At 69.2% G+C, this 22,411-nt stretch carries 23 protein-coding genes; 14 read left to right on the plus strand and 9 right to left on the minus strand.

The genetic code is table 11. The features are described from left to right. The first annotated feature begins 272 nt into the window (after nt 1-272). The 3 genes from PZE19_RS08710 (at nt 273) to PZE19_RS08720 (ending at nt 3,820) form a co-directional block, all read left to right on the plus strand. Nucleotides 273-518, plus strand: a complete 246-nt coding sequence (locus tag PZE19_RS08710; protein ID WP_277860196.1) for a hypothetical protein — start codon at nt 273-275, stop codon at nt 516-518. Nucleotides 519-882: 364 nt separating this feature from the next. Further along, a complete protein-coding gene (locus PZE19_RS08715) occupies nt 883-2,442 on the plus strand; it encodes an oligosaccharide flippase family protein (RefSeq protein ID WP_277860197.1) in 1,560 nt (519 codons plus the stop codon). 46 nt (nt 2,443-2,488) lie between these two features. Further along, complete coding sequence (locus PZE19_RS08720; RefSeq protein ID WP_277860198.1) at nt 2,489-3,820, plus strand: glycosyltransferase family 4 protein; 1,332 nt, start codon at nt 2,489-2,491, stop codon at nt 3,818-3,820. 22 nt (nt 3,821-3,842) lie between these two features. On the opposite strand, the gene PZE19_RS08725 is transcribed toward PZE19_RS08720, so the two are convergent. From PZE19_RS08725 to PZE19_RS08745, 5 genes are all read right to left on the minus strand, one after another. After that, the gene (locus PZE19_RS08725) at nt 3,843-4,085 is read right to left on the minus strand and encodes a hypothetical protein (protein WP_277860199.1); all 243 of its coding nucleotides are present in this window, start codon (nt 4,083-4,085) and stop codon (nt 3,843-3,845) included. Nucleotides 4,086-4,115: 30 nt separating this feature from the next. Then, nucleotides 4,116-4,238 carry a barstar family protein gene (locus PZE19_RS08730; RefSeq protein ID WP_277860200.1) on the minus strand — a complete coding sequence of 41 codons (123 nt, stop codon included), beginning with the start codon at nt 4,236-4,238 and terminating at the stop codon, nt 4,116-4,118. A 146-nt stretch (nt 4,239-4,384) separates the two neighbouring features. Further along, nucleotides 4,385-5,719, minus strand: a complete 1,335-nt coding sequence (locus PZE19_RS08735; protein ID WP_277860201.1) for a protein-tyrosine phosphatase family protein — start codon at nt 5,717-5,719, stop codon at nt 4,385-4,387. A gap of 101 nt (nt 5,720-5,820) precedes the next feature. Continuing rightward, nucleotides 5,821-6,687, minus strand: a complete 867-nt coding sequence (locus PZE19_RS08740) for a protein kinase family protein (RefSeq protein WP_277860202.1) — start codon at nt 6,685-6,687, stop codon at nt 5,821-5,823. A gap of 259 nt (nt 6,688-6,946) precedes the next feature. Next, on the minus strand, nt 6,947-7,159 hold the full coding sequence (locus PZE19_RS08745; protein ID WP_277860203.1) for a hypothetical protein: 213 nt from the start codon (nt 7,157-7,159) through the stop codon (nt 6,947-6,949). A 391-nt stretch (nt 7,160-7,550) separates the two neighbouring features. Here PZE19_RS08745 and PZE19_RS08750 point away from each other — a divergent pair, with 391 nt between their 5' ends. From PZE19_RS08750 to leuD, 6 genes are all read left to right on the plus strand, one after another. After that, entirely contained in the window at nt 7,551-8,639 is a 1,089-nt protein-coding gene (locus PZE19_RS08750) for a DHH family phosphoesterase (RefSeq protein ID WP_277860204.1), read from the plus strand. Between the two features lie 490 nt (nt 8,640-9,129). Beyond that, the gene (locus tag PZE19_RS08755; protein WP_277860205.1) at nt 9,130-10,167 is read left to right on the plus strand and encodes a DUF1559 domain-containing protein; all 1,038 of its coding nucleotides are present in this window, start codon (nt 9,130-9,132) and stop codon (nt 10,165-10,167) included. 134 nt (nt 10,168-10,301) lie between these two features. Next, complete coding sequence (locus PZE19_RS08760) at nt 10,302-11,030, plus strand: lipoyl(octanoyl) transferase LipB (RefSeq protein WP_277860206.1); 729 nt, start codon at nt 10,302-10,304, stop codon at nt 11,028-11,030. After that, nucleotides 11,005-11,943, plus strand: coding sequence for a lipoyl synthase (lipA, locus tag PZE19_RS08765; RefSeq protein ID WP_277860207.1), 939 nt, complete (start codon nt 11,005-11,007; stop codon nt 11,941-11,943). Before PZE19_RS08760 ends, lipA begins: the two co-directional genes overlap by 26 nt. Before the next feature lie 81 nt (nt 11,944-12,024). Then, nucleotides 12,025-13,431 (plus strand): 3-isopropylmalate dehydratase large subunit, encoded by a 1,407-nt coding sequence (gene leuC, locus PZE19_RS08770; protein ID WP_277860208.1) that lies wholly within the window; start codon nt 12,025-12,027, stop codon nt 13,429-13,431. A gap of 59 nt (nt 13,432-13,490) precedes the next feature. Beyond that, complete coding sequence (gene leuD / locus PZE19_RS08775; RefSeq protein ID WP_277860209.1) at nt 13,491-14,153, plus strand: 3-isopropylmalate dehydratase small subunit; 663 nt, start codon at nt 13,491-13,493, stop codon at nt 14,151-14,153. On the opposite strand, the gene PZE19_RS08780 is transcribed toward leuD, so the two are convergent. From PZE19_RS08780 to PZE19_RS08790, 3 genes are read right to left on the minus strand one after another with little or no spacing between them, the layout of a single operon-like run. Then, entirely contained in the window at nt 14,134-15,210 is a 1,077-nt protein-coding gene (locus PZE19_RS08780) for a cytochrome d ubiquinol oxidase subunit II (RefSeq protein ID WP_277860210.1), read from the minus strand. The genes leuD and PZE19_RS08780 overlap by 20 nt on opposite strands. Continuing rightward, nucleotides 15,210-16,544, minus strand: coding sequence for a cytochrome ubiquinol oxidase subunit I (locus PZE19_RS08785; protein WP_277860211.1), 1,335 nt, complete (start codon nt 16,542-16,544; stop codon nt 15,210-15,212). The genes PZE19_RS08780 and PZE19_RS08785 overlap by 1 nt, the downstream gene beginning before the upstream one ends. A gap of 46 nt (nt 16,545-16,590) precedes the next feature. After that, nucleotides 16,591-17,163, minus strand: coding sequence for a rhodanese-like domain-containing protein (locus tag PZE19_RS08790; RefSeq protein WP_277860212.1), 573 nt, complete (start codon nt 17,161-17,163; stop codon nt 16,591-16,593). Between the two features lie 233 nt (nt 17,164-17,396). Here PZE19_RS08790 and PZE19_RS08795 point away from each other — a divergent pair, with 233 nt between their 5' ends. The 5 genes from PZE19_RS08795 (at nt 17,397) to PZE19_RS08815 (ending at nt 21,987) form a co-directional block, all read left to right on the plus strand. Continuing rightward, nucleotides 17,397-18,110 (plus strand): phosphoadenylyl-sulfate reductase, encoded by a 714-nt coding sequence (locus PZE19_RS08795; RefSeq protein ID WP_277860213.1) that lies wholly within the window; start codon nt 17,397-17,399, stop codon nt 18,108-18,110. 51 nt (nt 18,111-18,161) lie between these two features. Continuing rightward, a complete protein-coding gene (locus PZE19_RS08800) occupies nt 18,162-18,581 on the plus strand; it encodes an RrF2 family transcriptional regulator (RefSeq protein WP_277860214.1) in 420 nt (139 codons plus the stop codon). A gap of 75 nt (nt 18,582-18,656) precedes the next feature. Then, nucleotides 18,657-20,357: a bifunctional sulfate adenylyltransferase/adenylylsulfate kinase gene (locus PZE19_RS08805; protein WP_277860354.1), complete on the plus strand. Its 1,701-nt coding sequence runs from the start codon at nt 18,657-18,659 to the stop codon at nt 20,355-20,357. A 289-nt stretch (nt 20,358-20,646) separates the two neighbouring features. Further along, on the plus strand, nt 20,647-21,717 hold the full coding sequence (locus PZE19_RS08810) for a DUF1559 domain-containing protein (protein WP_277860215.1): 1,071 nt from the start codon (nt 20,647-20,649) through the stop codon (nt 21,715-21,717). Nucleotides 21,718-21,750: 33 nt separating this feature from the next. Continuing rightward, nucleotides 21,751-21,987 (plus strand): hypothetical protein, encoded by a 237-nt coding sequence (locus tag PZE19_RS08815; RefSeq protein WP_277860216.1) that lies wholly within the window; start codon nt 21,751-21,753, stop codon nt 21,985-21,987. A gap of 99 nt (nt 21,988-22,086) precedes the next feature. On the opposite strand, the gene PZE19_RS08820 is transcribed toward PZE19_RS08815, so the two are convergent. Further along, nucleotides 22,087-22,398, minus strand: coding sequence for a Dabb family protein (locus PZE19_RS08820; protein ID WP_277860217.1), 312 nt, complete (start codon nt 22,396-22,398; stop codon nt 22,087-22,089). Nucleotides 22,399-22,411 lie beyond the last annotated feature (13 nt).

Raw genomic sequence — 22,411 nt, forward strand, 5'->3', positions numbered from 1 at the left:
AACCCGCCCGTCCGGGCGCTGGTGTCGACGCCAGGATACCCGCGGCGATCATCCTCCGGCAAGGTCTCTCGGGCATCCGTTCCGGCTCTCTGACAATGACTTAGGACGATCCAGGCGAGGCCCGTCGGCATCCCGCGGCCGACCCTGGGCGGATTTTCGTCGCGGGCGACGGGCGGACCGTTGGTGGTGGGCCGGCCGGCTCGTAAACTCGGGAGGAAGTCGCCGACCGGCAGACCGCTCCGAACTCTGGGCCGCGAACGCGGAGATCGACGATGCACGACGAGGATCAGATCCCGATCTGGCTGTTCATCGGCGTGATCCTGGTGATTTACGGCGTCCTGATCTTCGGGGCCGGTCTCTACGCGCTGATCTCCCCACCGCCCCCGGACGCACGGGTGGCCCTGTTCGACCTCCACGCCGACGTCTGGTGGGGTTTCTTCATGACGGTGATCGGCCTGATCTACGTCGTGCGGTTCCGACCCCGCCATCACGCTCCCCGCCCGCCCGTCCATTCTTGACCCGGGCGTCGGAATCGTGGCCCCGGCCGCTCGAAGCTTGAATTGACAGTATCGGGACACCCACCTACGATGCCGGGCGACTAGGGCCGAGGCCCTTCCCGAGGGCCTTTCTCGACCGCCGATTGCGCCGCGGCGGCCCGATTTTCGACTGCATCGAAAGTGGGGCTCGAAAACTCCGTCTTCAACGATTGACGCGGGGGCGAGGATCGATCGGGCCAGCAGTGAGATCGGCCCGGGCGTGGCAGTGGGCCTGCTAAGGTGGAGAAGACGAGAAAGTCGATGGATCCTGGCGATCTGCGTGCGAGCTGATGAGGCTCGCAAGGAAGCGAGCTTTGCTCGAGCCCACAAGGAAGTGCCTTCTCGAATGGCAAGCCCGACCCTCAGCAAGCGGAAGCGGCGTCCGCCGGCGACGTTGACGCGTCCCGCGCCGGTCCGCCCGCCCGCCGCGACGGAGGAGACCTGTCCCCGCGCCCGCGGGCGGCGGATCGCCTCCAACGTCGCGTATCTGAGCCTCGCCGAGCTGTTCTGTCGGGCCTGCTCGGTGGGCGTGACCCTGACCCTGATGAAGCGACTGGGCGGCAGCGGCTACGGCCGGGTCGAGTTCGCCTTCAGCGTGGTCTTCTGGCTGGTCCTGCTCGTCCGCGACAGCAGCGACGTCATGGTCGCCCGAGAACTCTCCCGCCATCCCCGCCTGATCAAGCCGCTCGTCGACCACGTGCTGGCGTTCAAGTCGCTCTTGGCGGTCACGCTCTTCTCGGCCCTGACGCTGATCGGCTGGTTCACGCTCCGGGACCGCTCGGACTGGACGATCCTGACGCTCTACGGCCTGATGCTGTTCACCACGGCGATCGGGCTCGACTTCGTCTATCGCGGGACCGAGCGGATGGGCCTGCTCGCGGTGTCGCTCTGCCTGCGGACGATCTTCTACGGCGCGGGGGTCCTGGCGTTCGTCGGCGACGCGTCGCGGATCGCCTGGGTGCCGATCTTCCTGGCGGTCGGCGAGGCCGGCGGCATCGCCCTGATCTGGCTGAGCTACCTGCGCGGCTACCGGATGCCGAGGCCGCGTTTCAGCTTCCGGTTCATCACGATCCTGATCCAGCGCGGCAAGACGGTCTGCGCCATCCAGCTCTCCCAGGCCCTGATCATCGCCGCCGACGTGCTCGTGGTCGGGATGACGAGCACCTGGGGCGACGTGGGGCGGTACGGCGCCCAGTATCGCATGGTGACGGTGATCCTGACCTTCGGCATGATCGTCCAGCACGCCACCTTCCCGACCCTCGCCCGGCTCTGGCGGCACCACCCCGACGCCGGCCGCGACGCGCTCGACTCGCTGGTCGAGGCGCTCATGACCGTCCTCATCCCGCTGGCGGTGGGCGTCACGCTGCTCGCCGAACCGTTGGTGGGGCTGCTGGGCTCGTCGGACTACGACGGCGCGGGGCTCTTGCTCGCGGTCGGGATCTGGCGGGCGCCGTTGTTGACGATCGCCTTCGGCTACCAGACGACGCTGATCGCCCTCAATCGCGAAACGGTCGGCGTCGGCTCGCTGGTGCTGGCGGCGATCCTGATCGGCCCGCTGGTCTACCTGATGCGGCTCCAGTTCGGCCTCGTCGGCGCGACGGCGGCCGTCCTGCTGATCGGCCTGGCCCTGGTCGCGGCCGGCTACCAGAGCCTGGCCCGCGAGGGGAGGCAGCCGGCCTGGCATCACCACCTGGCCCGGCCGCTGATCGGGTCGGCGGTGATGATCCCGACCTGCATCTTCCTGGTCCGCTGGCACGTGGGCCTCGCGGTCTCCGGCGGGGCCGCGGCCTACCTGATCACGCTCGTCGCGACGGGGGGCCTGGAACGGACCCGCCACTGGCGAGCCGCCTTCCACCCGATCGACGCCCCGGCGTCGGCCCCGATGCGGGTCGAGTCGCCGCTCTGAGACGAGCCGAGTCCGCTGCGAACGCCCGAGCGACAGGAGGTCGCCCTTGAAATTCTGCATGATCACCACCTTCTTCGGGCCGCACAGCTTCGGGGGCGACGCCGCCTACGTGGACCGACTCTGCCAGGCGCTTTGCAGCCGCGGCCATGAGGTCCACGTCTTCTACTGCGTCGACGCCTTCAACGCCGTCCGCGGCGACCACCCTCTGCGGTCGTATACGCCCACGCCGGGCCTGCACCTCCACCCGCTGGAGAGCGGCTACGGCACGCTCTCGCCGCTGGCGACCCAGGCGACGGGGCTCCCGCTGTTCAAGTCGGAGGCGCTCCGCGAGGTGCTCGACTCCGACGACCTGGACGTCGTCCACTTCCACAACATCTCGCTCGTCGGCGGCCCGGGCGTCCTCGGCCTGGGCGCGAACAAGCGCGCCGTGCGGATCATGACGGCCCACGAGCACTGGCTGATCTGCCCGATGCACCTGCTCTGGAAATACGACCGCAAGGCCTGCGACTCGGCCGCCTGCCTGCGATGCACGATCGCCGGCGGCCGGCCCCCCCAGGCCTGGCGGTACACCCGGGCGATCCCCCGGGCCCTGCGCCATCTCGACGCCTTGATCTTCCCCAGCGCGCACGCCCTGAACGAGCACCGTCGCCGCGGGATGGCCCGCTGGGCTCCGCTGATCCACCTCCCCTACTTCCTCCCCGACGACTGGTCGGGAGGCGTCGAGGACGAGGGGCCGCCGACGGCCGAGCGTCCCTACCTGGCCGCGGCCGGCCGCCTGGTCGCCATGAAGGGCTTCCAGCGCCTGATTCCTCTGATGCGCAATCTCCCCGAGGCCGACCTCCGGATCGGCGGCACCGGCCCCTACGAGGCGAAGCTTCGGGAACTCGCCGAGGGCCTGCCGAACGTCCAGTTCGAGGGCTTGCTGGGCGGGACCGGGCTCGCGCGATTATTCCAGGGGGCCCGCGCCGTGGTCGTCCCGTCGCTCTTCCCGGAGACCTTCGGCTACGTCGTGCTGGAAGCCTTCGCCACCGGAACTCCGGTCATCGTCCACGAAGGGGGCGGAGCGATCCGCGAGACGGGCGTCGACAGCGGCGGCGGCCTCGGCTATCGCACCGACTCCGAGCTGCTGACCGCCATGCGGCGGATGGTCCACGACGAGGACCTAAGGTCCGAGCTGGCGTCGCAAGGCTTCGCCCAGCGCATCGGCCCCTGGTCGGAGTCCGAGCACGTCCACCGTTACATGGAGCTGATCGCCGAGCGGCGAGCCCTCCGCGATTCCGGCCGACGCACCCGCCGCGACGGGGCCGACGCCGCTCATCCCACGGTCCTCGCGTCCCGCGCAAGCCGACGTCAGACCGAGACGGCAGACGAGGCTTGAAGGAACCGCGAAGCGGAAGCCGTCAGCCACAGTCAAACGCGTCGACCTTGACCTGTCCGATCCGGCCACCTTCGGCCGTCGGAGGGCTCTTGTGAAAGCATAGGGCCAGGACCGCCGGGTAGCCTCGCTCGATCCTACGCCAGTTGACGAACGCCGCGCACTCGGCCAGAGCCTCGTACTGCTCGCGGCACCGCTTCATGAAGAGGTCCACGTGCTCCAGTTCCAGGACGAGCACGCCGTCGGGCCGGGCATGCACTTGGGACATCTCGGCAGTCGGGTCATCGAGACAGGTCATTCAGTCGATCCAGGCATTCATGTTCCTCCCGTGGAACTCGGGGAAGCCGAATGCTTCCGCAAAGGCATCGTGGAAGGCGTCCCAGTCGGTGATGCGTCGGGTGTCGAGCTTGACGAGCTGCATGACGAGCAAATCCGTACGGTTCCACGCCTCTCCATGCGTAAAGAGGAGATCAGGGCCGCCGCAAGGCGACTGCTCTGCCGTGCTGCCGATCAGTCAAGAATCTCAGAATTTCGGGGCAGCAGCAGGCAGTGCGTGAACGAGTTTGGTCAACGACGCTCGGGGGCCGTCGCTTGCGACCGGGCGATGAGCTGTTCCAGCGGGTCGGGAGTGCCGGCGGCGTTCTGCCGGAACAGGATCGCGGTGGGGTCCTCGGCGGATCTCCGGGGGTCGAGGCGGGGGAGCATCCGGTTGTAGAGGAGCGTGACCGACGACTTCGGGCGCGAGCCGCGATGCCGCTCGATCTCGCGGATGGCGTCTTCGAGGGGCCAGCCCTGCTTGGCGAACCGGTACATGCCCACCCAGGCGGGCGAACGGTCCATGCTCGCGTGGCAATGGACCAGGACCGGCCAGTTCGCCGGGTCGTCGGCGAGCGCCAGGGTCTGGGGGATGCTCTTGATGCCCGTCGGATCCTCGGCCGGCTGCTGGAAGCAGGCGATCCCATGCTCGCGGGCGAAGCGCTGCTCCTCGGGCCAGTACGGGCTGCGCTGGTCGGTGAACTCGGGGAACAGGTTGATGATCGTCTTGAAGCGGTAACGCCCCTGGGCGAGCTTCAGGCCGTCGTACGTCGGCATCGCGCTGAGGTAGAGTCGGCCCGGGATCAATTCCTTGAGCCGGCCGATGGGCCGCTGGTACCAGAAGATCCCCCGGCCGCCGAAGTCCAGACCGAGTGAGACGGCGACCAGGGCCGCGGCCACCAGCACGCCCCGCCGTCCCGGCGCGACCGGAGGGGCCAGCCGCAGCATCGCCAGCGCCCACGCAAGCACCCCCCAGGCGTACACCCAGCGAGGCCAGTAGCCGAAGGGCTCGCGATCGATCCAGGGGAGCTGGCGGGCGATCATCAGGCCCAGCGCGACCGCCGTCAGGCCGAGGACTCCGTTCGTTCGCGCGTCGGCCGCTAACGTCCGGAGATTCCAGGGACGAGCCGCAAGAGCGACGATCGCCGCGAGGGTCATAGCGCAGACGGCCAGCGCCGCGCGCTGGGCGGAGGGCGCGCGGGAGTCGAAGATCGTCCTCCAGCCCAGTCCGTACCAGCCGTCCAGGAGCGGGCCGGGAGTCGCGGCGTGCCAGAAGGCCGCCATCGAGAGGGCGAGCGCCGCGTGGCGCAGGCGGCGCCGCGGCTGGCGACAGCATCCCCACGCGGCGAGCACCAGGGCCGCCGACGAGATGTAGACGGCGATGCAGTCGATGGTGTCGCCGGCCTCGGCCAGGCGATACGCGGCCGGCGGATACGCGCTGTAGGTCTGGCGCGCGACCCGCGGGAACTCGGGGTCGACGTCGTGTTCGAACACGAGGATCGACCAGGCCGCCGGGATCAGGGCGACCCCCAGCGCGACCCAGGGCCAGATTCCTCGCCGCGCGGGCAAGCCTTGCAGATCGGTCAACTCTCGTCGCCCCTTCCCTGGCTCTCGTCGAGGCCCCGCGCGAGAGGTGCGCAGGATCGCCCGCCGGACGAGGGCCGATGATCCCGATCCCGGCGATTTCGTCAAGCCGCCTGACGATCCGACGGGGGCGTCGCCCGCAGGGCGTGCTCGGCGAACTGTTCGGATTCGACACGACCCCGACCCGTCCGCACGCCGATCCGGACCAGGAGCCGCCGCCGCATCTCGCGGAGCGGCCGCGCGATCAGCCGATGCGCCCGGATCCACCAGGGCCGCCGCGTCGTCAGCCCGCCTTCGCCGAAGCCGCATTGATCGGGGCGGCACCGCGACCAGTGCTTCTGGAGGTGGTACTCGTCGCTCCCCGACAGGATCGGGAAGATCGGTCGCAGCGGCAGCCAGCGGGGCCAGGCCACGCTGATCTGGAAGTCGAACAGGCAGGGCTCGCCCTTCGCGTCGACGAGAACGTTTTCGCGCTTGTGGAGGTCGACGTAGACGATCCGTCGGCCGTGCATGGCCCTCAGGAGCGTCTGGAGCGCCGGGAAGAAGCGGTCGTCGACGGCCTCGCGATCGCCCAGGGGATGCCCTTCCAGATAGGCCCGGGCGACCCCGTTGCGCTGGAGGACCCCGTCGCGCGAGACCGGCCCCGACAGCTCGGGGATGCCGGGCAGGTCCGCCAGGGCTCGCAGCATCCGGGCCTCGCGACGGGCCGTCATCAGGCCGATCCACCCCAGGGGGACGCCGAAGGCTGACGCCTTGCGATGGAGCTTGACGACCTTTCGATGGCCGTCGGAATCGGCGTACATCGCGGTCGCCGCCCACGAGTCGTGCTTGAAAATCTCGACGAGCCGGTGCTCGCGGCCGCCGACCTCCAGCCGCTGCGGGGGCGCGTCGTCGCCCAGGGCCCTCAGCCATCGGGGCCGCGGGCGGGGCTGGGTGGTCGGATCGAGCGGCTCTGCATTCGTCCTTGACATGCCGGCTGGCTTCCCTGCTTCGTCGTCTCCGCAAGCGAGATCTCGACGCACGCACGATTCTTCTTCGACCGTCCGCGGCGATTCCGTGAACTTCCTCGCCCGGCGGACGGCTTGGAACACCTTCATCCCTCAATTCCGGGTTTTCGGCAAGATCGAGAATCCGCGAAGCCGGGCGACTGGCGCGCGAAAAACCGCCGGAGGGAAGGCCCTCCGGCGGTTCGACGTCAATCGGATTGGCCTGGCGAAGACCGGCAGGGGCTCAGGGCGTGGGGGCAGGCTTCTCAGCCGGGGCCACGACCGGCGGGGCGTCGCCCGTGGTCTTGACCTTCTCTTCGGTCGTGACCGTCGTCGACCCGTTCGGGCCCTTGGCGGTGGTCTCGCTGGTGACGCTGGAGGTCTCGCCGCAGCCGATCGCGAACAGCGACGCGGACAGCAGGCCGGCGAACGCCAGGTAGTTGAGTGACTTCTTCATGGCTCGATTTCCACTCCACCTCGTGGGATTCAGCAACCCGCGACCTCGCTCGAGGCCATCACGGCGGCCGCCGATGTCGGATAGGGTATCGCAAGAGCCATGCCCAAAGCTCTCGAATAAGCCCGCCGGCTCGGAATTCCTTCGTTTTGGCTCCGAAACCATCCCGGTGCGACGGACCGGTCGGCCCGATCGGCCTTTCGGTGCTCGTCGATGGGCAGCGTCCTTCCCGGCGAGGATCACCCGACGCCTCGACTCCGAATTCGCTTCGAACGACGACTGGCGGGCGCGCGCCGACGTGGCATAGACTCGATAGCCGTCGGTGGGGTCCCGTCGATCGGGCGATCGCTCGCCCAGACCGCGGCGGCCAGCCGACTTCGAGGGCGTTGGGAACATGACCGGCGACGGCGATGAACGAGACGGCGTCCACGAGTACGACCCGATACGCCGCGTCAGGTCGGACAGGTTGCTGTCGGTCTTGCAGCCTTACAAGCGGGTCGTCGCCGTCTCGCACGTGAACCCGGATCCGGACTCGCTCGCGAGCATGCTGGGGATTCGCGAGCTGATCCTGAAGTGCCAGCCGGGCAAGCCGGTGATCATGACCGTCGACGGCATGATCGCGCGGGCCGAGAACCGCGCGATGGTCGAGTTGATCCCGATCGACCTGGTCCCCGTCAAGTCGGTGGTCGTCGACCGCGAGACGGCCGTGGTCATGGTCGACACCCAGCCCCACACCGGGCGTCGCAGCAGCGAGAGCGCCACGCCGCAGGTGGTCATCGACCACCACGAGACCGGCGGCGACCTCGAAGGCGTGCTCTTCCACGACATCCGCACGCAGATGGGGGCGTCGAGCACGATCGTCACCGGCTATCTGCTCGAACAGAAAGTCGTGGTTTCTCCTCAACTTGCGACGGCCCTTCTGTACGGCATCGATTCCGAGACCACCGGCTACCCCCGCGAGGCCTGCTCTCTCGACGACGGCGCGCTGGTCTGGCTCTTCCCCAGGGCGGACAAGGAGTTGCTCGCGCGCATCCGCAATCCCAAGCTCCCGCAGAGCCATTTCGCGACCTTCCAAAGGGCCCTGGCGAACGCCTTCCTCTACCGCGACCTGATCGTCGCCTGGTGCGGCGAGGTCTCGCAGCCCGACATCGTCGCCGAGGTCGCCGACTTTTTCATCCGCTTCGACCAGGTCAACTGGGTCCTGGCCGTCGGACTCCACGACGGGGCCCTCAAGCTCTCCCTCCGCGCCAGCGAGCTGGGCCGTCAGGCCGGCGAGATCCTCCGCGACGTCGTCGACGGCACGGGCAACGCCGGCGGCCACGACAAGCGGGCGGGCGGGCTGGTCACGCTGGCCGATCCCAGCCCCAAGGGCATCGACCAGGCGCTGACGCAACTTCGACGTCGACTCCTCGCACATCTGGAGATCGACGAGCATCAGGGCCGGCGGCTGCTCAACGACTTCTCACGCATCCCCGCCCCCTGAAATCGGCCCGGCCAATCGGAATCGCATCGGCCCGGCTCCGCGCAGACGCATCCACGCCGGCATGCGCATTCATGAGGAACCCATCATCTTTGTGTTCGCTTGCCCACTGGGCTGCGTTATACTCATGGAGCGACCGCAATCCCCGAGTCGTTAGGCTTCGTCGCAAGGTCGTCCGACGGTCCCAGACGTCGCGAAACCAAGCGTGCGAGGAGCCAGGCTCGGTCGCAGCCGTTGATCGAATGTTTGAATCGGCCACCTGTTGCGTCGAATTCTGAACTGTGTATAAAGGTCTTTCGAGGAGCGTGGAAACGGTGGCCGCGGGGTGCCGACGAGCGACCTCATCCACCCATGTTTTCACGCGTCTCGACGACGAAGGATCGTCGCGTCTCTTCGGTCGACGGTCCGGCGTGTTAGATACGTCCGGGGCGATAGGCTTGAGCGGGCGTTTTGCGTCGTGCATCGGTCATGAACGCGATGGAGTCGGCTTGCGATGAATGGGCGAATTCGAGCCGGTTTCACCCTGATCGAATTGCTGGTCGTCCTCTTCATCATCGCGGTGCTGCTCGCGCTGCTGCTGCCGGCGGTGCAGTCGGCCCGCGAGACCGCGCGGCGGCTGAAGTGCACCTCGCACCTCAAACAGATGGGGCTGGCGATCCACAACTACGAGTCCTCCTGGGGCGTCCTGCCCCCCCCCGTCCTGTTGGCGGCGGGGGCCCGCAGCGCCTCGATCTCGAAGGGCTGGAGCGCCCACGCCCGGCTCCTGCCGGTCCTGGAGCAGGGCGGCCTCTTCGACGCCGTCAATTTCGGCCTGACCTTCGAGAACGCGTCCAATGCGACGGTGGCGGGGACGTACGTCGAGGTCTTCAACTGCCCGACCGAGACCAACTATCCGACCCAGGACGGCCTCGCCGATTTCCCGACCCTGCCCACGGCCGCGGCCAGCAACTACGCCGTCTGCTCGGGCGACTGGTACGTCTGGGGGGGGTTCGGCGCGGGCACGAATCGATCGGCGTTCACGCCCAACCGGATCCCCCGCACCGCCGAATTCAGCGACGGGCTCAGCGGCACGATCCTGATGAGCGAGGTCCGGACGCGGCAGTATCAGATCACCGAGTGCGGCGGTCAGCTCGTCACCCGATACCCCGAGCAAGTGCCCGGCACGGACATCCCCCTCGAACGGCGGATGCTGGTCCGCGACGAGAGCTATTGCACGCCCTGGACCTCCGGCCACAGCCTCTGGGCGGCGGGGGGCGTCGACCAGACCGGGTTCACCACGGCGGAGCCCCCGAACGCCCCGCTGGTCTCCGACTTCTCGCGCGGCAACGAGTCCGACATCATCGGCACCCGCGAGTGGCTGGGAGGGCCGACCTATGCGGTCGTCGTCGCCCGCAGCCATCACCCCGGGGGCGTGAACACCCTCTTCGGCGACGGCTCCGTCCACTTCATCAAGGATACGATCGACCCTTCGATCTGGCGCGCGCTGGGGACCAAGGCGAGCGGCGAGATCGTCGACTCGGCCGGCTACTAGGATTCCGTCGATCGGACTCGGGGGGCCCGGCTTCCCCCGGGCGGCGCCGGCCTATAATATCCTGGGAAAGCCGCCGCTCCCGCGATCGCCGGGGCGGCGTCGGCGTTTTCGGGGGGCCCGCGAGTTCGATGACGATGCAGCCTGCGAACCCTCCGCTGGAGATCTACCTCCTCGGCGCGGTCGACTTCGGCGAGGTCCAGCAGCTCCAGCGTCGGCTCGTCTACGAGCACGGGGAACGCGGCGGCGCGACGCTGTTGATCTGCGAACACCCCCCCACGCTGAGCGTCGGCCGCACCGGCAGCCGGGCGCACATCGCGCCCGACGACGCGGCGCTCGCGGGGATGGGGATCCGGACGTACTGGGTCAACCGCGGCGGCGGCTGCGTGCTCCACCTTCCGGGCCAGCTCTCCGGCTACTTCGTGACGCCCCTCGACGCGGGCGGCCCGCCGGCCATGCGGCACGTCGACCGGCTGCAGGACGTCCTGCTCGGCGTGCTCGAAGAATTCGAGCTGAGCAAGGAGGCCCGCCGCTCCCCCGACGGCGTCTTCCTGGGGGCGGCGCGGGCGGCGTCGATCGGGGTGGCGGTCAGCCGGGGGATCGCCTACCATGGATTCACGCTCAACGTCGGCCCGTATCTCGACCTGTTCGACGTGCTCGTCGAGCCGGGGCCGGCCGGATCGCCCCTCCGTCAGACGTCGATGGAATCCCGGCGGCAGCGTCCAACCCAGATGTCCAAGGTGCGCGAGGCGTTGGTCCGGCATACGGAACGGGTGTTCCAGCTCGACCGGCACCACCTCTACACGCATCATCCGCGGCTAAGGCGGAAGGTCCTCACCCATGCTTACGCTCCCAGTCCTGGATGAACGTCCGGACGACGGGGACCCCTCCTCGTCCGGCCCGTCGGCCCAGGTCGTCGAGATCGGCCGCAAGCCGCGCCGGCTCCCCGAATGGCTCAAGCGCCCGGTCCCCTCGGGGGGCGGGATGTACTTCGCCAAGAGCCTGATCGGCGAGCTCGGCCTGGAGACGATCTGCGAGTCGGGCAAGTGCCCGAACCGGTCGGAGTGCTGGTCCCGGCGCACGGCCACGTTCATGATCCTGGGCGAGACCTGCACCCGCCCTTGCGGCTTCTGCGCCGTGCGTCGGGGCAAGCCCGAGGCCGTGGCGGCCGACGAGCCCGAACGCGTCGCCGAGGCTTGCGCGCGGCTGAAGCTCCGCCACGTCGTGATCACCTCGGTCACCCGCGACGACCTCCCGGACGGCGGCGCGGACCACTTCCGGCGCTGCATCCTGGCCGTCCGCGAGCGCACCGGGGCCACGATCGAGGTCCTCACCCCCGACTTCAACGGCCGCGAGGACCAGGTTGCGACCGTCCTCGACGCCAAGCCCGAGGTCTTCAACCACAACATGGAGACCGTCGCCCGGCTCCAGCAGCACGTCCGCCGCAAGAGCCAGTACGAGGTCAGCCTGCGCGTGCTGGAGATCGCCAAGAAGCTCAGCCCCGAGACCCGCACCAAGAGCGGATTCATGCTCGGCCTGGGCGAGACCACCGGCGAGCTGCTCGACACCCTGGCCGACCTCCGCTCGGTCGGCTGCAACCTGCTGACGCTCGGCCAGTACCTGCAGCCCTCGCCGCGGCACCTGCCCCCCGAGCGCTACCTGCCGCCGGCCGAGTTCGACGAGCTGGGCCGGCTGGCCCGGCTCATGGGCTTCGACGAGGTCGCCAGCGGGCCGTTCGTCCGCTCCAGCTACCACGCCGACGAGATGGCCAAGGCCTGAGCGAACCCGCGTCCTCCTGCCGGGCTCCATCCCATATTTGAACCTCCCTCCCTTTCGACGAGCTTCCGAGGTGGATCGGGCATGTCAGCGACACTGTTTCAGAAGGTCTGGGACCGCCACGTCCTGAGCGTTACCAACGAGGCGACGCTCCTCTACATCGACCGCCACCTGGTCCACGAAGTGACCAGCCCCCAGGCTTTCGACGGCCTCCGGCTCGCCGACCGCAAGGTGCGGCGCACCGACCTCACGTTCGCCACGATCGACCACAACGTCCCGACCGACGACCAGCTAGACATCCGCGACGCCCTGTCGAAGCGGCAGATCGAGACCCTGCGGGCCAACTGCCGCGAGTTCGGCGTCAACCTCTACGACATCAAGAGCGGCCGCCAGGGGATCGTCCACGTCATCGGCCCCGAGCTGGGCCTGACCCTCCCCGGCTCGACGATCGTCTGCGGCGACAGCCACACCAGCACCCACGGCGCGTTCGGGGCGCTGGCGTTCGGCATCGGCACCAGCGAGGTCGAGCACGTCCTGGCGACCCAGACCCTCTGGCAGGGCAAGCGGCCCGCCGCGCTCGGCGTCGAGGTCACGGGGACGCTCGGCCGCGGCGTCGAGCCCAAGGACGTCATCCTGGCCGTCATCCGCGCCATCGGCACCGCCGGCGGGACGGGGACCGTCATCGAGTACCACGGCCCGGCCATCCGCGCCCTCTCGATGGAAGGCCGGCTGACGATCTGCAACATGTCGATCGAGGCCGGCGCCCGCGCCGGGCTGATCGCCCCCGACGACGTCACTTTCGAATACTTCGCCCGCACCGACCGCCCCTACGCCCCGAAGGGCCGGGCCCTCGAAGCCGCGATCGCCGACTGGAAGACGCTGGCGACCGACCCCGACGCCCCGTTCGACTCGAAGGTCACGATCGACGCCTCGAAGCTCGTGCCCCAGGTCACCTGGGGCACGAACCCCTCGATGACCGTCGACGCCGACGGCCGCATCCCGACGCTCGACGAGCTGCCGACCTCGCTGCGGGCCGAGGCCGACCGGGCCTTCACGTACATGGGGCTGATCCCGGGGACGCTGCTTTCCGAGATCCCGATCGACGTCGTCTTCATCGGCTCGTGCACCAACGGCCGGATCGAGGACCTGCGGGCCGCGGCCCAGGTGATGAAGGGTCGCAAGGTCGCCGCGGGCGTCCGGACGCTCGTCGTCCCCGGCAGCGAACAGGTGCGCAGCCAGGCCCAAGCCGAGGGCCTCGACCGGGTCTTCGAAGAGGCCGGCGCCGAGTGGCGGGAGGCCGGCTGCAGCATGTGCCTGGCGATGAACCCGGACCGGCTCCAGCCCGGCCAGCGCGCCGCCAGCACCAGCAACCGCAACTTCGAGGGCCGGCAGGGGCCGGGCGGGCGGACCCACCTGGTCAGCCCGTCGATGGCCGCCGCCGCCGCCGTCACCGGCCATTTCACCGACGTCCGCCGGCTCCTGGACCGCTGAGCCCCGCCGCCCCCGCGTCCGGACTTTTCACACACGACCGTACGAGAGACGAGATCCCCATGAAGCCGTTCACCGTCCATCGGGGCAAGGTCGCCGTCCTGGACTGGACCGACGTCAACACCGACCTCATCATCCCCGCGCGCTACCTCAAGCGGATCGAGCGGATCGGCTACGGCCCCCTGCTCTTCGCCGACAAGCGCTACGCCCCCGGCGCGGCGCCGCCGATCGACGACCCCGAGCGCCACGGCCCGCTCGACCCGTCCTTCCCGCTCAACCGTCCCGAGAATCAAGGGGCGTCGGTGCTGGTCGTCGGCCGCAACTTCGGCTGCGGATCCAGCCGCGAGCACGCCGTCTGGGCCGTCGCGCAGGGCGGCTTCGCCGTCGTGATCGCGCCCGGCAAGGACGAGGGCTTCGCCGACATCTTCGAGGGCAACGCCCTCAACAACGGCCTGCTCGCCGTCGAGGTCCCCCAGGCCGACTGGGACCGCATCGTCGACGTCGCCGGCGCGGGCGGGGCCGAGGCCGTCGTCGACCTCACGTCGCTCACGATCACCGTCCAGAACGGCCCGGCCGCGGTGGAAGTCCCGTTCCAGATCCCCGAGACCCGCCGCGAACGCCTGCTCCAGGGCCTCGACGCAATCTCCGAGACGCTCCTGCTCGAATCCGACATCGCCCGATACGAGCAGGCGGCCCCCGCCTGGCTCAAGCCCGTGACGAATTGACCGGTCCCTCTTCGGCGGCGGAGGCGACGGCGAGGTCGGCCCGGAACGTGTGCCCCTTGAAGACCCGGAACAGGTAGATCAGCGAGGGGATGAGGACGACCGATCCGCACCCCAGCGCGATCAAGAGCAACTGGTGGACGAGCCGCGGCGCCGCCCCGCGCACCATGTCGAAGTGGGGCGGCACCAGGTAGGGGAACTGGGCCGTCCCCGCCCCCCAGAGGATCATCGCCGCCTGGAACATCGCCGCGAGCCGGGCGACCGAGTACCACCGCAGCCAGAGGGCGGCGATCGCCGTGATCGCCATCGCGCCCGTCGCATACCGCAGCGACGCCCCCCAGGACGAACGGCTCAGGCCCTCGTGCACCAGGGGGGCCTCGATCCCGGCGAGAAAGTAGACGAGCCAGGCCACGGCCCCGAGCGTGACCGCCGAGACCAGCGCCTTGAAGCGGAAGTCCTCCTGCAAGGCGGGATCGTCCGTCTCCAGGGTCAGGTAGACGGCGGCCAGGTAGGCGAAGAGGTTCAGGGCGAACAGGCCCACGGCCAGCGGGAAGGGCCGCAGCCACGTCGCGAAGAGCGGCGCCGCGCCCCCCGCCTCCGCCGCCCGGCCCGGCTCGCCGGTCGCGATCGCGCCGATCACGGCCCCCAGCAGCACGGGCGTGACGACGCTGGGGATCGAGAAGACCCGGTTCCACCGCCGCCGCGCCAGCTCGGTCGCGTCGTAGCTGCGAAAGGTGAAGGCCGACCCGCGGAGGACGATCCCGATGAGCAGCAGCGAGAGCGGGACGTGCAGCGTGGTCATGACCGCCGTGAACGCCGCCGGGAATCCGGTGAAGAGGAGAACGATGATGATGATCAGCCAGACGTGGTTCGCCTCCCACACCGGGCCGATCGCGTGGGCGATCAAATCGCGCTGGGCCTGGGCGCGGGGGCCACGCGCCATCAGGTCCCAGACCCCCGCGCCGTAGTCGGCGCCGCCCAGCAGGGCGTAGGCGATCAGGGCGAGCAGCATCACGGCCGCGACGCCCTCGGCGGGGGAGATGGTCGTCAGGAAGCCCATCAGTGCGAGTCCTCCGTCAAGGCCGCGGCCAGCTCGTCGGCCCGGGGGCTGCTGCGGAACTGGTGCAGCAGCAACATCACGACGATCCAGCCCAGCCCCGCGTAGAGCACCGTGTAGACCGCCAGCGAGATCCCCAGGCCGGGGACGCTGGTCACGGCGTCGGTCGTGCGCATCACGTCGTGAATGATCCAGGGCTGGCGGCCGACCTCGGTCACCGTCCAGCCCGCCTCGATCGCGATCATGCCCAGGGGGCTCGCCAGCGCCACCGCCCAGAGGAAGGCCCGGGCCGTCGGGACCGACCGCGACCGCCACCACGACAGCCCAGCCCAGAGCGACACGCCCGCCATCGCCATGCCGCAGGCGACCATGACCTGGAAGGAAAGGTGGACGACCCGCACCGGCGGCCGGACGTCGCTCGGGAAGGCTTCCAGCCCCTTCACCTCGGCGTTCGGGTCGTTGTAGGCCAGGATGCTCAGCCCGGCGGGGATCTCCAGCGCGTAGGGCGTCGTGCCGGTGCCGGGGTCGGGCAGGCCGCCGATCCGCAACGGGGCTCGCCGCTCGGTCTGGAACTGCCCTTCCATCGCCGCCAGCTTGACCGGCTGCGTCTCGGCCACGACGTGCGCCGCGTAGTGGCCGCTCATCGGCTGGAGGATCGACGCCAGGCCGCCGACCGTCAGGGCGATCCCGAGGGCCTTGCGGTGGAACGGATTCTCGCGATCTTTCATGAGCAGGACCGCATGGACTCCGGCCACGAGCAGGCCCGTCGCCGCATAGGCCGCCAGGCTCATGTGCAGGGCCTCGGCGAGCATCGCCGGGCTCACCAGCGCCGCCAGCGGGTCGATCTCCACCGCCCGGCCGTTGACCAGCCGGAACCCGGCCGGCGTGTTCATCCAGGCGTTCACCGAGAGGACGAGGACGCCCGACAGCGCGCCGCTGGCCGCCACGATCGCCCCGGCCAGCCAGTGCGCCCGAGCGGGGAGCCGTTCCCAGCCATACAGATAGAGGCCCAGGAAGATCGCCTCGGTGAAGAACGCGAAGCCTTCCAGCCCGAAGCCGAGGCCGATGATCGGGCCGGCGAACTTCATGAACCCCGGCCAGAGCAGCCCCAGCTCGAACGAGAGGACCGTGCCCGAGACCGCGCCGACCGCGAAGAGGATCGCCGCCCCCTTGGCCCATCGTCGGGCGAGGACGCGGTAGACCGGGTGGCCGGTCCGCAGCCAGCACGCCTCCGCGATGCACATCATCAGGGGCAGGGCGATCCCGATCGCCGCGAAGATGATGTGGAACCCGAGCGACATCGCCATCTGTAAGCGGGCGGCGAGCAGATTCGTCATGAGTCCTGCGCTCGTGTAAAGTCGGCCCCGAAAGTCCGTCGCACGCTCAGCGTGAGCAGGTCGCCGAATCGCCCCCGGCCTGGTTCCAGGGCATGCGCGCCAGGCTCATCCCCATCGGGCAGACGTCGGTCACGCCCGCGAACACGAGCCCCGCGCCGATGAACGCGGAGAGGCCCGTGAACCAGGGGCTCACGACCGCGCCCAGGACCACCCCCAGGACGACGATCGAACCGGCGATGATCCGGATCTGGCGTTCCAGCGAGATCGTCTTCTTACCCCTCGCCACCGGCAGGCCGCCCTGCTCCCAGGCCAGCGTGCCCCCCTCGACGTTCACGACCTGGTCGCCGAAACCCGCCGCCGCGAACGCCTCGCACGCCTGCCGGCCCCGCGAACCGGAACGGCAGATGACGTACAAGGGGTCGTCCGGGCGCTCGCGATTCTGCATGAGCCCGACTGGATCCAGGCGATCCAGGGGGACCGAACGGGCCGGCGTCGCATGGATTTCGCGGAACTCGGCCGGCGTCCGGACGTCGATCAGCTCGATCGGACCCTTCGACTGCGAGATCTCGAACAGCTCGGCCGGCGAGATGGACGCGATCGACGCATGTGCGTTCGCCATGACGGTCTCCGAGGGTGCCAGGCTTCGAGCGGGGCGAGACGCGGCCGACGTCGCCAAGGTCTCCCAGGACATTCTAGCAGCCCAGGACGCCATTCACAGCAATCGCCCCCCGCCGCCCTCGCCCCCCGGTCACCGGCCGCATCTCGACGCCGAATGTTGACTTTGAAACCCAAGTTACTTACCATTAGGCCGGTTCCAAGGCCCTCCTGGAGTCTCGACGAGTCATGGCTACCGTGACTGAACTCATTTCGACGGAAGAGATTGCGGAAGCGAACGACTTGCTCTCCGGCGCCGCTCCGACGGAGATCTTGAAGTGGGGCGTCGAGCGGTACGGGTCGCGGCTGACGATGGCCACGGCGTTCGGGCCCGAGGGCTGTATCCTGATCCACATGCTGGCCGAGATCGGCGCCAACATCCGCCTCTTCAATCTCGACACCGGCTACCAGTTCCCCGAGACCCTGGCGTTGCGGGAGCAGTTGATCGCGCGGTACGGGCTCGAGATCGAGCTGGTGTCCGCCGAGAAGTCGCCGGCCGAATACGAGCGCGAGCACGGCGGGCCGTTGTACGTTTCCAACTCCGACCAGTGCTGCTATGATCGCAAGATCGTCCCTTTGCGGCGGGCGCTCGCCGGATACGAGGCCTGGATCACGGCCATCCGCGCCGACCAGTCCGCGGCGCGGGCGCAGGCCAAGACGATCGGCTGGGACGCCAAGTTCGGCCTGATGAAGGTCAACCCGCTCTTGAGGTGGACCCGTCGCGACGTCTGGGCGTTCATCGTCTCGAACAAGATCCCGTACAACCCGCTCCATGACCGGGGGTATCCCTCGGTCGGCTGTTTCCCCTGCACGAAGGCCGTGGGCGCCGGGGAAGACGAACGGGCCGGGCGTTGGGCCGGGCAGGCCAAGACCGAGTGCGGCCTGCATTCGCTCGACAGCAGCCAGCTCTGACGCCCCGCGACCGGCCGGCGGGCGCCCCGCGGCTCCGAGGTCCTGGGCCCGATGAAGGTATCCGCGAAAGCCGAGTACGCCTGCCTCGCCGTGCTGGCGCTCGCGCGCCAGGGCCCGAACGCCCCGCCGCTGCGGATCCGCGACATCTCGGAATCCCACGGCATCCCCGAGCGCTACCTCGTCCAGATCCTCCTCCACCTCAAGGGGGCGGGCCTGGTCGTCAGCACCCGGGGAGCGTCGGGCGGCTATCAGCTGGCGCGGCCGCCCGAGGCGATCTCGGTCCGCGAGATCCTCACCGCCGTCGACGGCCCCGACGACGCGGCCCGCGAGACGCCCGCCGCCGACCGTCGCGCCTCGCAGATCCTCAACCGCCTCTGGGACCGCGTCCGCGAGGCCGAGCGGGCCGTCCTCGACCAGACCACCGTGGCGACGCTCGTCGCGCAGGCCACGCCCCACGAATGGACGATCTGAGGTCTCTCTTCTCCTCACCGCCCGAATCTCGAACGGAGACCTGCGATTAGCGCCTCGGCCCATGCCAGAGGGAGTCTGAACTCGCCCTACGGCGGGACCCTGATCGACCTGGTCGTCGATACCGCGCGGGCGGCCGAGATGAAGGCCGCCGCCGGCGACTGCGCCAGCATCACCCTCGACGAGCGCGGGGTCTGCGACCTGGAGCTGCTCGCCGTGGGCGGCTTCTCGCCGCTGAAGGGGTTCCTGGGGAAAGCCGACTACGACCGAGTCGTTCGCGAGCAACGGCTCGCCGACGGCACGCTCTGGCCGCTGCCTGTCACTTTACCCGTGACGCCCTCCGAAGGGGTCGCCGAGGGGAAGACGCTGGCCCTCCGCGACGTCTACGGCAACCTGCTCGCCTTCCTCCACGTGGAGGAAATCTACCAGGCGGACAAGGATGCCGAGGCGCAGTGCGTCTACGACACGCTCGACGCCAAGCCTCCGGCCGACGCCGACCTCGGCCGCTGCCCAGGCCACTATGCCGCCGGTCGGCTCGAAGTGGTCCGCACGCCCCCGCATTACGACTTCGTCGACCTGCGGCGGACCCCCGCCGAGCTTCGCGAGCATTTCCAGTCGCTCGGCTGGTCCCGCATCGTCGCCTTCCCGACCCGCGACCCCATCCACCGCGCCCAGGAGGAGACGGCCCGGCGTGCGGCGGAGGAGATCGGCGGCGGCCTGCTCATCCAGCCGATCGTCGGCGCGACCCGGCCCGGCGACGTCGACCACTACACCCGCGTCCGTTGCTACCGGGCGCTTCTCGAAGACGACGACAGGTCGGGGGCGCTCGTGGTCACCCTGTTGCCGCTGGCCGAGCGTATGACCAGGCCCCGCGAGGCCCTGCTCCACGCGATCATCGCTCGCAACTACGGCTGCACCCACCTCCTCGTCCGCCGCGACCAGGCCGACCGGCCCTTCGACGATCCACACGCCGCCCTGGAGGCCCTGTCGAAGTACATGGACGAGATCGGCGTGGAGATGGTCGTCTCCACGCCGATGGTCTACCTGCCGGACATGGGCCGCTACGAGGCCGTCGACGCCGTCCCCGACGGTGTCAGGACGGCTCGAATCTCCGACGCCCAGGTCCGCGACGACTACCTGGCCGGGGGGGTCTTGCTCCCCGAGTGGTTCACTCGCCCGGCGGTCGCCGCGATCCTGAACGAGGCCAACCCCCCCCGCCAGCGCCAGGGGCTGACGATCTGGTTCACCGGCCTCTCCGGCTCGGGCAAGAGCACCGTCGCGCAGGCGCTCGTCGAGCGGCTCGCCGAGTACGGCCGCAACTGCTCGCTGCTCGACGGCGACGAGATCCGCACTCACCTGTCGAAGGGCCTGAGCTTCAGCAAGGAAGACCGCGACGTCAACATCCGCCGCGTGGGCTACGTCGCCGGCCTGGTCGCCCAGCACGGCGGCACCACGTTGTGCTCGGTCATCAGCCCATACAAGGCCGTCCGCGACGAGGCCCGCCGGCAGTCGAAGGGGAACTTCGTCGAGGTCTACTGCTCGACCCCCGTCGACGTCTGCGAGTCGCGCGACGTCAAGGGACACTACGCCAAGGCCCGCGCCGCCGTCGCGGCGGGCCGGGGCATGGGCTTCACCGGCGTCGACGACCCGTACGAGGCCCCCGATGACGCCGAGGTCACCCTCGACACATCCCGGCTCGGCGTGGCGGAATGCGTCGACGCGATCGTCGCCAAGCTGCTCGCCCTGGGCTACATCCCGCCCCGCGGCCGCGCCGGCTGAGGCCTCCGGCCCTCCCTCGCGATCGATCCGACGCCCGCCCCGGAGCCGTCCGGCGCGGTCGTCGTTCCGTTCGAAGTCTGCGAATATTCCGCCGTGCGACGGCGGCGCCCGCGGCTTCGAACCGATCGACTCATACAAAAACTATGGAATGTCCATAATTCGATTGCTATCTTGCAGGTCGGTCGCTTCCGCTGTCGAATACGAAGGTCGCGGCCGTACGCGGGTCTCGATCCCGCGTGACCGCGGCCCATCCTTTCTAGTCGTCTTTCGATCGTGCGAAGGAGATCCCATGTCACTCAGTCGTGCCGCCCGACGGGGCGGGTTCACGCTCATCGAACTGCTCGTCGTCATCGCGATCATCGCGGTCCTGATCGCCTTGCTGCTGCCGGCCGTCCAGTCGGCGCGCGAGGCCGCCCGGCGCTCGCAGTGCGTCAACAACCTGAAGCAGATCGGCCTCGGCCTGCACAACTACCACAGCGCCAACAACGCCTTCCCGATGGGCGGCACCAAGTCGCCCATGAGCCCGGACATGACCTACGGGACCTGGTCGAACTGGAGCGTCCAGGGCCAGTTGCTGCCGTTCGTCGAGCAGACGCCGGTCTACAACGCCGCCAACTTCATGATCTCGGTCGACCCGGACTGGAACGACCTGCCCAGGGTCAACCGCACCGTCCGCGACACGGTGATCAACGCCTTCCTCTGCCCGTCGGACACGAACAACCTGAAGCCCGGGCTGAACAACTACTTCGCCTCGATGGGCACGACCTCCCGGAACTGGGAAGGCGACTGCGGCTGGTCGAACGCCCCCTGCAAGCCCCAGGGCGTGACCGGCTTCTTCGGCCTGTTCATCAGCTACGGCCTCGCCGACGTGCCCGACGGCTCGGCGAACACGATCCTGTTCGCCGAGAAGCTGACCGGCAAGGCGAACGGCGGCAGCTCGTATCGCGGCAACGGCGTGACCGGCGCCAACCTGACCCAGGCGATCTACGACGCCTCGTCGAACGTCGCCGGCACCATGTCCGACCTGCAAGCCTGCGCGACGGCCTTCAACGCCAACAACAACATCAGCGATCAGGCGGGCCGCTACTGGGCCTTCGGCGCAACCGGCTACACCCTGTTCAACACGATCCAGACGCCCAACGACAACCAGTACAAGTTCGGCTCCTGCCGCTGGGGATGCGGCGGCTGCGGCATCGACGCGTCGAACTACATCGACGCCAGCAGCGCGCACTCCGGAGGCGTGAACGTCCTCCTGGGCGACGGCAGCGTCCGCTTCGTCAAGGATTCGGTCAACCGCGCCACGTGGTGGGGCCTCGGCACCCGCGACAACGGCGAAGTCATCAGCAGCGATGCTTTCTAAAGCGTTCGCTTCGTTTTACAAGGATCCCACCCCATGCGTTCTTTGACGAGGCTTTTCCCCGCGGTCGTGATCGGCCTATTCCTGTTCGCCGCTCCGGGCTGCGAGCAGTCGGCCACCCCCCCATCGCCCGCGCAGGAAGCCACGCGCGTCTCCAACGAGAAGGCCGCGATGGAGAAGTTCCACGCCACCAACAAGAGCGGCAAGCCGACCGCGGCCAAGCCCGGCGAACAACCCAAGGACGTCGCGCCGACCGAAGCCCCCAAGCCCTGATCGAGCGGCTCGCGAGCCGCTGAAATCCGAGGGCCTCCCGACGGTGCAACGCCGTCGGGAGGCCCTTTTTTCGTCGTGCGCGTCGCGACGAGATCGCGATCAGGCGGACGTCATGTCGGCGTCGAACACGCGGACTTGCTTCCACTTGGGTTTGTTCTCGTCCACGAACTGCAAGTGCCGGGGCGCGACCTGATAGGCGTCGTGCGAGGCCTTCGAGTCGAACACGACGTGCAGGGCGACCTCGAAGGCCTGATCGTTGACCGGCCGCGTAAGTTCCTTGTTGAGCGTGCCGACGCCGAAGAAGACCACGCCGGGGTGGTCGTTCAGGTAGGTGTGGCAGGCCGTCAGGAGTTCCTGGATCGAGGCCGGCGACGGGTCGTGGAGCGAGAAGAAGACGCTGTGGGCCAGCATGGCGGGTCGATTC

Origin of the sequence: Paludisphaera mucosa, assembly GCF_029589435.1 — a bacterium.
GTDB classification, from domain to species: Bacteria; Planctomycetota; Planctomycetia; order Isosphaerales; family Isosphaeraceae; genus Paludisphaera; species Paludisphaera mucosa.